Raw genomic sequence first — 12,136 nt, 5'->3', positions numbered from 1 at the left:
TCCTGACAGGGGAAACACGTGAAAGACTTACTCAAGTTTTTGAAGGCTCAGACCAAGACCGAAGAGTTTGACAGCATCAAGATCGGTCTGGCCTCTCCTGACATGATCCGCTCCTGGTCATTCGGTGAGGTCAAAAAGCCTGAGACCATCAACTACCGGACTTTCAAGCCGGAGCGTGATGGTCTGTTCTGCGCCCGTATCTTCGGACCGGTGAAGGACTACGAGTGTCTGTGCGGCAAGTACAAGCGCCTGAAACACCGTGGTGTGATCTGTGAGAAGTGCGGCGTTGAAGTGACCCAGACCAAGGTCCGTCGTGAGCGTATGGGCCACATCGAGCTGGCCAGCCCGACTGCCCACATCTGGTTCCTGAAGTCCCTGCCGTCCCGTATCGGTCTGCTTCTGGACATGACCCTGCGCGACATCGAACGCGTGCTCTACTTCGAATCTTTCGTAGTTATCGAGCCGGGCATGACCAACCTCGAACGCAGCCAGATGCTCTCCGAAGAGCAGTACCTGGATGCGCTGGAAGAGTGGGGCGACGAATTTGACGCCAAGATGGGTGCCGAAGCAATCCTGGCATTGCTGCGCGCCATCGATCTGGAAGGTGAAGTCAAAGCGATGCGTGAGGAGCTGGATCAGACCAACTCCGAGACCAAACGCAAGAAGACCACCAAGCGTCTGAAGCTGATGGAAGCTTTCCTGCAGTCCGGCAACAAGCCGGAGTGGATGATCATGACAGTGCTGCCTGTGCTGCCGCCGGACCTGCGTCCGCTGGTACCGCTGGACGGCGGCCGTTTCGCGACTTCCGATCTGAACGATCTGTACCGTCGCGTGATCAACCGTAACAACCGCTTGAAGCGTCTGCTGGATCTGGCTGCTCCGGACATCATCGTGCGCAACGAAAAGCGTATGCTGCAAGAGTCCGTCGATGCGCTGCTGGATAACGGCCGTCGCGGTCGTGCCATCACCGGTTCCAACAAGCGCCCGCTGAAATCCCTGGCCGATATGATCAAGGGTAAGCAGGGTCGTTTCCGTCAGAACCTGCTCGGTAAGCGTGTCGACTACTCCGGTCGTTCCGTTATCACCGTAGGCCCGACTCTGCGTCTGCATCAGTGCGGTCTGCCGAAGAAGATGGCGCTGGAACTGTTCAAGCCGTTCATCTATGGCAAGCTGGAAACCCGCGGTCTGGCGACCACTATCAAGGCCGCCAAGAAGATGGTGGAGCGCGAAGAAGCTGTCGTTTGGGATATCCTGGACGAAGTGATCCGCGAACATCCGGTTCTGCTGAACCGTGCACCGACTCTGCACCGTCTGGGTATCCAGGCATTCGAACCGACTCTGGTCGAAGGCAAGGCAATCCAGCTGCACCCGCTCGTTTGTGCTGCGTATAACGCGGACTTCGATGGTGACCAGATGGCGGTTCACGTACCGCTGACCCTGGAAGCCCAGCTGGAAGCGCGTGCGCTGATGATGTCTACCAACAACATCCTGTCGCCAGCCTCCGGTGAGCCGATCATCGTTCCTTCTCAGGACGTGGTCTTGGGTCTGTACTACATGACCCGCGCCCGCATCAATGCGAAGGGTGAAGGTATGGTGCTGTCCGGCCCGAAAGAGGCCGAGAAAGTGTACCGTGCTGGTCTGGCCGACCTGCATGCTCGCGTCAAGTGCCGCATCACCGAGTACGTGAAGAACGAAGCCGGTGAGCTGGTTGCCAAGACCGAGATGAAGAACACCACCGTTGGTCGTGCGATCCTGAGCCTGATCCTGCCGAAAGGTATGGAATACGCCCTGATCGACGAGCCGAAGGTGCTGACTGCTGCCGAGCAGGCCGATCTGGAAGCCAATCCGCAGAACTGGATCAAATGCGTATCCAACAAGGCGCTGGGCAAAAAGCTCATCTCCCGTCTGCTGAACACCTGCTATCGCAAGCAGGGGCTGAAGGACACCGTTATCTTCGCTGACCAGCTGATGTATACCGGTTTCCACTACGCGGCGCTGTCCGGTGCTTCCGTTGGTATCGATGACATGGTCATCCCGGATGCCAAGAAAGACATCATCGCGTCTGCCGAAGCCGAAGTTGCCGAGATCCAGGACCAGTTCCTTTCCGGTCTGGTAACTGCGGGCGAACGTTACAACAAGGTTATCGATATCTGGGCCAGCGCCAACGAGCGCGTCTCCAAGGCCATGATGGAGAACTTGTCCAAAGAGCGTAACGTCAACTCGCTGGGTGAAGAAGAAGAGCAGGCCTCGTTCAACAGCATCTTTATGATGGCTGACTCTGGTGCGCGTGGTTCCGCCGCCCAGATCCGTCAGCTGGCCGGTATGCGTGGCCTGATGGCCAAGCCGGATGGCTCCATCATCGAGACTCCGATCATCGCGAACTTCCGCGAAGGCCTGAACGTACTGCAGTACTTTATCTCTACCCACGGTGCTCGTAAGGGTCTGGCGGATACCGCACTGAAGACTGCGAACTCCGGTTACCTGACTCGTCGTCTGGTAGACGTGGCGCAAGACATGGTGATCACCGAGGACGATTGCGGCACTACCGACGGTCTGTGGATGACTCCGCTGATCGAGGGTGGCGACGTGGTCGAGCCGCTGCGTGAACGCGTGCTGGGTCGTGTGGTGGCAGAAGATGTCATCAAGCCGGGTACCGAGGACGAGATCCTGGTTGCTCGCAACACCCTGCTCGACGAGCAGCTGTGTGACCTGCTGGAACGCAACTCCGTTGACCGTGTGAAGGTGCGTTCTGCCATCACCTGTGAAACCGACTTCGGTAACTGTGCTCACTGCTATGGCCGTGATCTGGCCCGTGGTCACCTGGTTAACAAGGGTGAGGCTGTCGGTGTTATCGCCGCCCAGTCCATCGGTGAACCGGGTACCCAGCTGACGATGCGTACTTTCCACATCGGTGGTGCTGCATCTCGTGCCGCTGCTGAAAGCAGCATCCAGGTCAAGAACACAGGTACCATCAAGCTGCAGAACGCCAAGTTCGTTCACAACAGCGATGACAAACTGGTTATCACCTCACGTTCTACCGAACTGACCATCATGGACGACATGGGCCGTACCAAGGAAAGCCACAAGCTGCCTTACGGTTCCGTGCTGGAAGTGAAGGACGGCCAGGCCGTGAGTGCTGGCGAGACCGTTGCCAACTGGGATCCGCACACCCACCCGATCATCACCGAAGTGGCAGGTCGCCTGCAGTTCGAACACATGATCGATGGCGTGACCATCACTCGTCAGACCGACGAGCTGACCGGTCTCTCTTCTATCGTTGTTCTGGACGTCAACGAGCGTCCGAGCGCCGGTAAAGAGATGCGTCCGACCGTTAAACTGGTCGACCTGAACGGCAAAGACGTGATGATCCCGGGTACCGATGTAGCCGCCCAGTACTTCCTGCCGGGCAAGGCGATCGTGAACCTGGAAGATGGTGCCAACGTGGGCGTGGGTGACGCGGTAGCGCGTATCCCGCAAGAGTCCGGCGGTACCAAGGACATCACCGGTGGTCTGCCGCGCGTTGCGGATCTGTTCGAAGCACGTCAACCGAAGGAACCGGCAATTCTGGCCGAGATCTCCGGTACCATCTCCTTCGGGAAAGAGACCAAGGGCAAACGCCGTCTGGTCATTACCCCGACCGATGGTGGCAACGTCTACGAAGAGATGATTCCGAAGTGGCGTAACCTGAACGTGTTCGAAGGTGAAAAAGTTGAGAAGGGTGAAGTGCTGGCGGATGGTCCTGAGTCTGCTCACGACATCCTGCGTCTGCGCGGTATCAGCCCGGTCGCCAACTACATCGCCAACGAAGTGCAGGACGTATACCGTCTGCAAGGCGTTAAGATCAACGACAAGCACATCGAAGTCATCGTTCGTCAGATGCTGCGCAAGTGCGAGATCCTGAGCGCTGGCGATACCGATCTGATCGAAGGCGAACAGGTTGAAGTGGCTCGTGTGAAGATTGCCAACCGTAAGCTGGTTGCCGAGGGCAAGACCCCTGCGACCTACCGTCATGTTCTGATGGGTATTACCAAGGCATCTCTGAGCACCGAGTCCTTCATCTCCGCGGCTTCCTTCCAGGAAACCACTCGCGTTCTGACCGAAGCCGCCGTTGGTGGTAAGCGTGATGAACTGCGTGGTCTGAAAGAGAACGTCATCGTGGGTCGTCTGATCCCGGCTGGTACCGGCTTTGCCTACCACCATAGCCGGATCAACCAGCGTGCTGCCGCAGCTCGTGCTGTTGGTACCCCGCAGGTGACCGCTGATGAAGCGGAGCAGAACCTGGCGGATCTGCTGAACGCAGCCGGTAGCTTCGACGAAGAGTAACTCGTCATCCGTGATTAAAAAGGGCTCCTTCAAGGAGCCCTTTTTGTTGGCCAATTCCTCGGCAAAGGTAGACGCAGCGCGGGTTTCAGGATGATCCAGAGCAAAGTTGTAGAGTAAAAAATCAAAAAAAGTTGACTTTACTCCCCTGCAATTTAAAACTCGGGAAAGTTGAATGGTTATTACAGGGGTAGAACATGACTGTCGGTATCGAGGAAGCCATGCTTCCCGAAGAACAGCTGATCAGCCGCACTTTTACAGATGAAGACAGGGAATTGTTGCGCTCATACGATGGGCTCATCGATGGCTTGGCCGAGCTGTTCGGCAAGCATTGTGAAGTGGTACTCCACTCCCTGGAAAATCTGCACGAGTCGGTGATCAAGATCGCCAACGGCTTCAATACCGGACGCACCCTCGGGGCGCCCATCACCGATCTCGCCCTGCGCATGCTCAAGGATATCGAGAGCACAGGCCAGGATTACACCCAGAGCTATTTCGCTCGCAGCCGTACCGGCGCGCTGATGAAGTCGAGCACCATCGCCATTCGCAACAGCGAGCGGCAAGTAGTGGGGCTTATTTGCATCAACCTGCACATCAATGCGCCTTTCCACGAGTTCGTGGCCGAATTTTTCCCGACGCCCCAGCAGGCGGCGCGTCAGTCACCAGAGACCTTCGCCAATAGCGTGGAAGAGCTGGTTGCACAGACGGTGGATAACACCATCGACGAGATCAACCGCGATCCCACCGTGGCCAACAATGCCAAGAACCGCTTCATCGTGACCCAGCTGTTCGAGAAGGGCATTTTCGACATCAAGGATTCGATTAATCTGGTGGCGGACAAACTCAATATTTCAAAACATACCGTTTATCTTTACATCCGACAGCGCAAGCAGGGTGAAGACGAGAACGAGTAACTCATTTCAGAAGGGGATAGATGAATGGCTAAAGAAGTGATTGCAACCGACAAGGCGCCTGCCGCGATTGGTCCGTATGTTCAGGCTACCAAGGTTGGCGAGATGATCTTCACCTCCGGGCAGATCCCGCTCGATCCTGCCACCATGGAGATCGTGGCTGGCGGCATCGAAGAGCAGGCAGAACGGGTGATGAAGAATCTGGTTGCCGTGTTGCACGCTGCGGGTGCCGATGCCAGCAAAGTGGTCAAAACCACCTGCTTCCTGAGCGACATGAACAACTTCGTTGCCTTCAATCAGGTCTATGCCCGCTACTTTGGCGACGCGGCGCCAGCCCGCTCCTGCGTGGAGGTGGCCCGTCTGCCGAAAGATGTGCTGGTCGAGGTCGAGGCGATTGCCCATCTCTGATCAACAGATCGAATCAAGCCCCTCCTGGCAGGGGCTTTTTTGTTTTTGGCGTAAAATGGACCGGGTCAGCACAGGAGTCCTGCTATGAGTCTGAGTTTTGCCATCCTGGTCACGGGGCCTGCCTATGGCACCCAATCGGCCAGCACAGCCTATCGTTTTGCCCGCAACCTGTTGGCACAGGGGCATACCTTGTCCCACCTGTTCTTCTATCAGGATGGGGTCTGCAACGGCAACGGTTTGCATCTGCCTGCATCCGATGAGACTGACCTGGTGCGTCTGTGGCGAGAGCTGGCAGAAGAGCAGGGGATCCGTATCGACGTCTGTGTCGCCGCCGCCATGCGGCGCGGTGTGCTCGATGAGCAGGAGGCCAAGGGGGCAGGGCAGGTGCACTTCAATCTGCAAGCGCCATTTTGCCTGAGCGGTCTGGGCCAGTTGGCCGAGGCTGCGCTCACCGCCGATCGACTGGTTCAGTTCTAGGGGGAGTCATGAACAAGAAAATTGCCTTTATATGCAGTCGTGGCCCCCATGGCCATGCCGCCGGCCGGGAAGGACTGGATGCCCTGCTGGCCACCTCGGCCATGACCGATGAACTGGCCCTCTTCCTGATTGGGGACGGCGTGCTGCAACTGCTCAAGGAGCAGCAGCCTGCCGCCATTTTGCAGCGCCACTACGCGCCCACCTTCAAAATGCTGGAACTCTACGACATCGAAGAGGTCTATGTTTGTGCTGACTCGCTGGCAGAGCGTGGCGTGACAGTGGATGATCTGCTGATCCCCGTCGAGAGTCTGCCGCGCCAGGAACTGGCTCGGCGCTGGGCACAGTGTTCGACTCACATCAGCTTTTGAGGTCTCCATGTTGCATCTGATATTGAACTCTCCCTTTCAGAGTCAGGCTCTGGCAGAGGCGCTCTCATACCTTCAGCCCGAGGATGAGCTGGTACTGATGCAGGATGCCGTGATTGCGGCATCGGTTCCCCAGTGGAGCGCGCGGCTGGCGGGTCTCCCGCTTTATGTGATGCAGGAAGATCTGCAAGCTCGCGGTTTGCAGCATCGGGTGGGTAATGTGCTCGATATGGCGGATCTGGTGGCTCTGATTGCGCAAAAAGGTTCCCCGCGCACCTGGGGTGGCTGAGAAGCATATTTTCAAGAAAATTCAAGGTGATGTCGTGAAAGCAAACGGATCCGAATTGCCCTTTTGTGACGCAAATTGTATAAATCTTGACTCCCCAGACAACAGGGCATAAAATTTCGCGTCCCCGTATCTGCGGGGAGGATTTTCCACACGTTTATGAAGTCATTATCAGGAGCCTTTTGATGGCAACTATTAACCAGTTGGTTCGCAAGCCACGCATCAAGCTCGTTGTGAAAAGCAACGTGCCGGCGCTGGAAGCGTGCCCTCAGAAGCGTGGCGTATGCACTCGTGTATATACCACCACCCCGAAGAAGCCTAACTCTGCACTGCGTAAAGTGTGCCGTGTACGTCTGACCAACGGCTTCGAAGTCACCTCCTACATCGGCGGTGAAGGTCACAACCTGCAAGAGCACTCTGTTGTTCTGATCCGTGGCGGTCGTGTAAAAGACTTGCCAGGTGTTCGTTATCACACCGTTCGTGGTGCGTTGGACTGTGCCGGTGTTAAAGACCGTAAGCAGGCTCGCTCCAAGTATGGCGTGAAGCGTCCTAAAGCTTAATGGTTCTCCGTTAAGTAAGGCCAAACGTTAATTCGTTTCTAGTTAGATAGCTTTCTAGTTTTGGGTAATCCCTGAAGTTACGGAGAATTTGAAATGCCAAGACGTCGTGTTGTTGGTCAGCGTAAAATCCTGCCAGATCCCAAGTTCGGATCAGAGCTGCTGGCTAAATTTGTCAACGTAGTAATGGTTGACGGTAAGAAATCTGTTGCAGAAGCCATTGTTTATGGCGCCCTGGACATCATTGCCACCAAATCTGGCAAAGAGCACCTGGCCGTATTCGAAGAAGCTCTGGATAACATTCGTCCGGCGGTCGAGGTTAAATCTCGTCGCGTCGGTGGTGCAACCTATCAGGTGCCGGTAGAAGTTCGTCCGGTACGTCGCAATGCCCTGGCAATGCGCTGGTTGGTTGATGCCGCTCGTAAACGTGGTGAAAAATCAATGGCTCAGCGTTTGGCTGGCGAGCTGCTGGATGCCGCTGAGAACAAGGGTTCGTCTGTCAAGAAACGTGAAGACGTACACCGTATGGCTGAAGCGAACAAAGCCTTCGCTCACTTCCGCTGGTAATCCGCTTGCGCAGGGTCTTTGGGCTCTGCGCACCTTTAATTATCTAGGGACAAGCGCCTTAGTAAGAGGATGACAATGGCTCGTACAACCCCCATTGAGCGTTATCGTAACATCGGTATCTCCGCTCACATTGACGCCGGTAAGACTACTACTACCGAGCGTGTACTGTTTTACACCGGTGTAAGCCACAAAATCGGTGAAGTTCACGATGGCGCTGCCACCATGGACTGGATGGAACAGGAACAAGAGCGTGGTATCACCATCACCTCCGCCGCGACCACTGCTTTCTGGTCCGGTATGGGTAAACAGTTCCAACCGCACCGTATCAACATCATCGATACCCCCGGCCACGTTGACTTTACTATCGAAGTAGAGCGCTCCATGCGTGTTCTGGACGGTGCCGTGATGGTTTACTGTGCCGTAGGTGGCGTACAGCCACAGTCTGAAACCGTATGGCGTCAGGCTAACAAGTACAAGGTTCCCCGTATCGCGTTCGTCAACAAGATGGACCGTACCGGTGCCAACTTCCTGCGTTGTGTTGAGCACATCAAGACCCGTCTGAAAGGCAACCCGGTTCCGCTTCAGCTGAACATCGGCTCTGAAGAGAACTTCAAGGGTGTTGTTGACCTGATCAAGATGAAGGCCATCAACTGGAACGAAGCTGACCAGGGCGTCACCTTCGACTACGAAGATGTGCCGGCCGAGCTGCTGGAACAGGCGCAAGAAATGCGCATGAATCTGGTTGAAGCCGCTGCTGAAGCGTCTGAAGACCTGATGGAAAAATACCTGGGCGGCGAAGAGCTGACCGAGGAAGAGATCAAGAAAGCTCTGCGTCAGCGCGTGCTGAACAACGAAATCATCCTGGTAACCTGTGGCTCCGCGTTCAAGAACAAGGGCGTACAGGCAATGCTGGATGCTGTTGTTGAGTACCTGCCTGCTCCGACCGACGTAGCTGCTATCGACGGCCTGAAGATGGACGGCGAGACCAAAGACGAGCGTCATGCTTCTGATGACGAGCCGTTCTCTGCTCTGGCGTTCAAGATCGCTACCGACCCGTTCGTTGGTAACCTGACCTTCTTCCGCGTCTACTCCGGTGTTGTTAACTCCGGTGACTCCGTGCTGAACTCCGTCAAGGACAAGCGCGAGCGTTTCGGCCGTATCGTTCAGATGCACGCCAACAAACGTGAAGAGATCAAAGAAGTTCGCGCAGGTGACATCGCTGCTGCCATCGGTCTGAAAGACGTGACCACTGGTGACACCCTGTGTGACGAAAAAGCGCCGATCATCCTCGAGCGTATGGAATTCCCGGAGCCGGTCATCTCCATCGCGGTTGAGCCGAAAACCAAGGCTGACCAGGAGAAGATGGGTCTGGCACTGGGCCGTCTGGCTCAGGAAGACCCGTCCTTCCGCGTATGGACTGACGAAGAGTCTGGCCAGACCATCATCGCCGGTATGGGTGAGCTGCACCTGGACATCATCGTTGACCGTATGCGTCGCGAGTTCAAGGTTGAAGCCAACGTAGGTAAGCCGCAGGTTGCCTACCGCGAAACCATCCGCGCCACCGTTAAAGACATCGAAGGCAAGCATGCCAAGCAGTCTGGTGGTCGTGGTCAGTACGGTCACGTTGTGATCGACATGTACCCGCTGGAAGAAGGCAAGGGTTACGAGTTCGTCAACGACATCAAAGGCGGTGTCATTCCTGGCGAATTCATCCCGGGCGTTGACAAAGGTATCCAGGAGCAGCTCAAATCTGGTCCGCTGGCTGGTTACCCGGTTATGGATCTGGGCGTGCGTCTGCACTTCGGTTCTTACCACGATGTCGACTCTTCCGAACTGGCGTTCAAGATCGCTGCTTCCATGGCATTCAAGGCTGGCTTCATGAAGGCCAACCCGGTTCTGCTCGAACCGATCATGAAAGTAGAAGTCGAAACTCCGGAAGATTACATGGGCGACGTTATCGGTGACCTGAACCGTCGTCGCGGCCTGATCGAAGGTATGGAAGACGGTCCGTCTGGCAAGATTGTTCGTGCCATGGTTCCGTTGGCCGAGATGTTCGGTTACGCCACTGACCTGCGTTCTGCCACTCAGGGGCGCGCCTCCTACGCAATGGAATTCGGTAAGTACGCTGATGCCCCGAACAACATTGCTCAGGCTGTGATCGAAGAGCGCAAATCCAAGTAATTTAAGATTCCCCGCCTACGACGGTAGGCGGGTTTAACCTAGAAGGACTACGTCGTGTCTAAAGAAAAATTTGAGCGTAATAAACCGCACGTAAACGTCGGCACCATCGGCCACGTTGACCACGGTAAAACCACCCTGACTGCAGCTATCACCAACGTGCTGGCCAAGCACTTCGGTGGTAAAGCTTTCGCCTTCGACCAGATCGACAAGGCACCGGAAGAGCGTGAGCGTGGTATCACCATCAACACCTCCCACGTAGAATACGACACCGCTACCCGTCACTACGCCCACGTAGACTGCCCGGGTCACGCCGACTACGTTAAAAACATGATCACCGGTGCTGCCCAGATGGACGGCGCGATCCTGGTAGTAGCAGCGACTGACGGCCCGATGCCGCAGACTCGTGAGCACATCCTGCTGGGTCGTCAGGTAGGCGTTCCGTACATCATCGTGTTCATGAACAAGTGTGACATGGTAGATGACGAAGAGCTGCTGGAACTGGTCGAGATGGAAGTTCGCGAACTGCTGTCCGAGTACGACTTCCCGGGTGATGACCTGCCGGTAGTCCGTGGTTCTGCACTGAAAGCGCTGGAAGGCGAAGCTCAGTGGGAAGAGAAGATCCTGGAACTGGCTGGCCACCTGGACAGCTACATTCCGGAGCCGGAGCGTGCGATTGACCAGCCGTTCCTGATGCCTATCGAAGACGTATTCTCTATCGCTGGCCGTGGTACCGTAGTAACCGGTCGTGTAGAGCGCGGTATCGTTAAAGTTGGTGAAGAAGTGGAAATCGTTGGTATCAAAGATACCACCAAGACCACCTGTACCGGCGTTGAAATGTTCCGTAAGCTGCTGGACGAAGGTCGTGCAGGCGAGAACATCGGTGCACTGCTGCGTGGCGTGAAGCGTGAAGACGTAGAGCGTGGTCAGGTACTGGCCAAGCCTGGCACCATCAAGCCGCACACCAAGTTTGAATCTGAAGTGTACGTGCTGTCCAAAGAAGAAGGTGGTCGTCATACCCCGTTCTTCAAAGGCTACCGTCCGCAGTTCTACTTCCGTACTACTGACGTGACCGGTACCATCGAACTGCCGGAAGGCGTAGAGATGGTAATGCCGGGCGACAACATCAAGATGGTTGTTACCCTGATTGCGCCGATCGCGATGGACGACGGCCTGCGTTTCGCTATCCGTGAAGGTGGCCGTACCGTAGGTGCTGGTGTTGTAGCTAAAGTTATCGCTTAATCGATACTTTAAATGCACACATGAAAGGGGTGGCTTCGGCCGCCCCTTTTGTTTTTGGGCTTTATCTGCCCTGTGAGATACTGGGCAAAATCATTGATAGAGGTAGTTTTCGTGAGCAAACCCGCCATTTTTCTGGATCGTGACGGTGTCATCAATGAAGACACAGGTTATGTCAGCCAGGTCGATGACTTCCATTTTCTGCCCGGAGTCATAGACGCCCTGCAGCTCCTCAAAAAGAAAGGCTATCTGCTGGTTGTAGTGACCAACCAGTCAGGGATTGCCCGCGGTTATTTCACCGAAGATGATTTCATGAACCTGACCGAGTGGATGGATTGGTCGCTGGCCGATCGCGATGTGGACCTTGATGGTATCTACTTCTGCCCACACCATCCGGATCACGGTGCTCCCTGTGACTGCCGCAAGCCGGAACCGGGAATGTTGTTGCTCGCCAAGCAGGAACTGAACATCGACATGAGTCGTTCCTATATGGTGGGTGACAAGCCTTCCGATCTGAAAGCAGCGAGCAATGCCGGGGTCGGTCACAAGATCATGGTCAGAACCGGTAAGCCGATTACCGAAACGGGTAGCGCACTGGCAGATGCCATCTATGACAACCTGCATGATTTTGCCATCGCGGTGCCTGCAGCAAGCTGATTTCGCCGGTTTAATATGCCGATTGGTGGCTTTGTGAGCGAACGAATGGTGAAAGCCATCTTTTTGAAATTATCCGCTTGCCAGAACGAATTCACTCCCTATAATGCGCCTCCATCGACACGGCAAGCGGCAACGCAAACAACCGGGTCGGTAACCTCGAAAAGCCTTTGC

At 55.7% G+C, this 12,136-nt stretch carries 11 protein-coding genes; all 11 read left to right on the top strand.

Annotation, left to right across the window (positions count from 1 at the left end):
- Positions 1-18: 18 nt before the first annotated feature.
- The 11 genes from rpoC (at position 19) to gmhB (ending at position 11,965) form a co-directional block, all read left to right on the top strand.
- On the top strand, positions 19-4,323 hold the full coding sequence (gene rpoC / locus G5221_RS11170) for a DNA-directed RNA polymerase subunit beta' (RefSeq protein ID WP_100647045.1): 4,305 nt from the start codon (positions 19-21) through the stop codon (positions 4,321-4,323).
- A 194-nt stretch (positions 4,324-4,517) separates the two neighbouring features.
- Positions 4,518-5,234 (top strand): helix-turn-helix transcriptional regulator, encoded by a 717-nt coding sequence (locus G5221_RS11165; protein ID WP_005339902.1) that lies wholly within the window; start codon positions 4,518-4,520, stop codon positions 5,232-5,234.
- A gap of 24 nt (positions 5,235-5,258) precedes the next feature.
- Positions 5,259-5,639: a RidA family protein gene (locus G5221_RS11160; protein ID WP_005339904.1), complete on the top strand. Its 381-nt coding sequence runs from the start codon at positions 5,259-5,261 to the stop codon at positions 5,637-5,639.
- Positions 5,640-5,723: 84 nt separating this feature from the next.
- Positions 5,724-6,116: a sulfurtransferase complex subunit TusD gene (gene tusD, locus G5221_RS11155; RefSeq protein WP_107683271.1), complete on the top strand. Its 393-nt coding sequence runs from the start codon at positions 5,724-5,726 to the stop codon at positions 6,114-6,116.
- 8 nt (positions 6,117-6,124) lie between these two features.
- On the top strand, positions 6,125-6,484 hold the full coding sequence (gene tusC / locus G5221_RS11150; protein WP_021229316.1) for a sulfurtransferase complex subunit TusC: 360 nt from the start codon (positions 6,125-6,127) through the stop codon (positions 6,482-6,484).
- Positions 6,485-6,491: 7 nt separating this feature from the next.
- Entirely contained in the window at positions 6,492-6,770 is a 279-nt protein-coding gene (tusB, locus tag G5221_RS11145) for a sulfurtransferase complex subunit TusB (RefSeq protein ID WP_247823810.1), read from the top strand.
- 182 nt (positions 6,771-6,952) lie between these two features.
- Positions 6,953-7,327: a 30S ribosomal protein S12 gene (rpsL, locus tag G5221_RS11140; protein WP_005306278.1), complete on the top strand. Its 375-nt coding sequence runs from the start codon at positions 6,953-6,955 to the stop codon at positions 7,325-7,327.
- Between the two features lie 93 nt (positions 7,328-7,420).
- A complete protein-coding gene (gene rpsG, locus G5221_RS11135; protein ID WP_040067654.1) occupies positions 7,421-7,891 on the top strand; it encodes a 30S ribosomal protein S7 in 471 nt (156 codons plus the stop codon).
- 75 nt (positions 7,892-7,966) lie between these two features.
- Positions 7,967-10,072 carry an elongation factor G gene (gene fusA, locus G5221_RS11130; RefSeq protein ID WP_270906240.1) on the top strand — a complete coding sequence of 702 codons (2,106 nt, stop codon included), beginning with the start codon at positions 7,967-7,969 and terminating at the stop codon, positions 10,070-10,072.
- A gap of 54 nt (positions 10,073-10,126) precedes the next feature.
- Complete coding sequence (tuf, locus tag G5221_RS11125; protein WP_074042664.1) at positions 10,127-11,311, top strand: elongation factor Tu; 1,185 nt, start codon at positions 10,127-10,129, stop codon at positions 11,309-11,311.
- A 111-nt stretch (positions 11,312-11,422) separates the two neighbouring features.
- Positions 11,423-11,965, top strand: a complete 543-nt coding sequence (gene gmhB / locus G5221_RS11120) for a D-glycero-beta-D-manno-heptose 1,7-bisphosphate 7-phosphatase (protein ID WP_421255871.1) — start codon at positions 11,423-11,425, stop codon at positions 11,963-11,965.
- The last annotated feature ends 171 nt before the right edge of the window (positions 11,966-12,136 follow it).

It is taken from the genome of Aeromonas sp. 602200, assembly GCF_049173895.1.
Taxonomy (GTDB): Bacteria; Pseudomonadota; Gammaproteobacteria; order Enterobacterales; family Aeromonadaceae; genus Aeromonas; species Aeromonas veronii_A.
The sequence above is the reverse complement of the archived record's forward strand: the minus strand, read 5'-3'. Positions and strand labels throughout refer to the sequence as shown.

Excerpts from the sequence above, each read along its gene's own strand:
- G5221_RS11165 (WP_005339902.1), top strand. The coding sequence starts at position 4,518 with ATGACTGTCGGTATCGAGGAAGCCATGCTTCCCGAAGAACAGCTGATC.
- G5221_RS11160 (WP_005339904.1), top strand. The coding sequence starts at position 5,259 with ATGGCTAAAGAAGTGATTGCAACCGACAAGGCGCCTGCCGCGATTGGT.
- tusD (WP_107683271.1), top strand. The coding sequence starts at position 5,724 with ATGAGTCTGAGTTTTGCCATCCTGGTCACGGGGCCTGCCTATGGCACC.
- tusC (WP_021229316.1), top strand. The coding sequence starts at position 6,125 with ATGAACAAGAAAATTGCCTTTATATGCAGTCGTGGCCCCCATGGCCAT.
- tusB (WP_247823810.1), top strand. The coding sequence starts at position 6,492 with ATGTTGCATCTGATATTGAACTCTCCCTTTCAGAGTCAGGCTCTGGCA.
- rpsL (WP_005306278.1), top strand. The coding sequence starts at position 6,953 with ATGGCAACTATTAACCAGTTGGTTCGCAAGCCACGCATCAAGCTCGTT.
- rpsG (WP_040067654.1), top strand. The coding sequence starts at position 7,421 with ATGCCAAGACGTCGTGTTGTTGGTCAGCGTAAAATCCTGCCAGATCCC.
- fusA (WP_270906240.1), top strand. The coding sequence starts at position 7,967 with ATGGCTCGTACAACCCCCATTGAGCGTTATCGTAACATCGGTATCTCC.